Below are 219 nucleotides of genomic sequence, written 5' to 3'. Positions count from 1 at the left end.
GCCCTTAGATAACGGTCAAACCTGTTACGGTTTTCGCTACGAGATAAAACTGGCGAGTCGTCAATCAACCCTCAAAGCTGTGCAGCTGGTGGATAAACCGGCGCAGTTAGAGATGCTGCGTGATGGCCTTGTCGTGCAGCGCGTGCATGGCATTATTCGTCAATTTAGCAAGGGCGATATTGGTCATCACCATACGTTTTACTCGCTGACTTTAGTGCC

The 219-nt window shown here is 49.8% G+C and carries 1 protein-coding gene; it reads left to right on the top strand.

The genetic code is table 11. The features are described from left to right. Positions 1-219: contractile injection system protein, VgrG/Pvc8 family (locus tag EYW48_RS21985; RefSeq protein WP_277433139.1), on the top strand; the 219-nt coding region annotated here is incomplete at both ends.

Source organism: Vibrio sp. 1180_3, assembly GCF_029478545.1.
In the GTDB taxonomy this organism is placed as follows: Bacteria; Pseudomonadota; Gammaproteobacteria; order Enterobacterales; family Vibrionaceae; genus Vibrio; species Vibrio aestuarianus.
The sequence above is the reverse complement of the archived record's forward strand: the minus strand, read 5'-3'. Positions and strand labels throughout refer to the sequence as shown.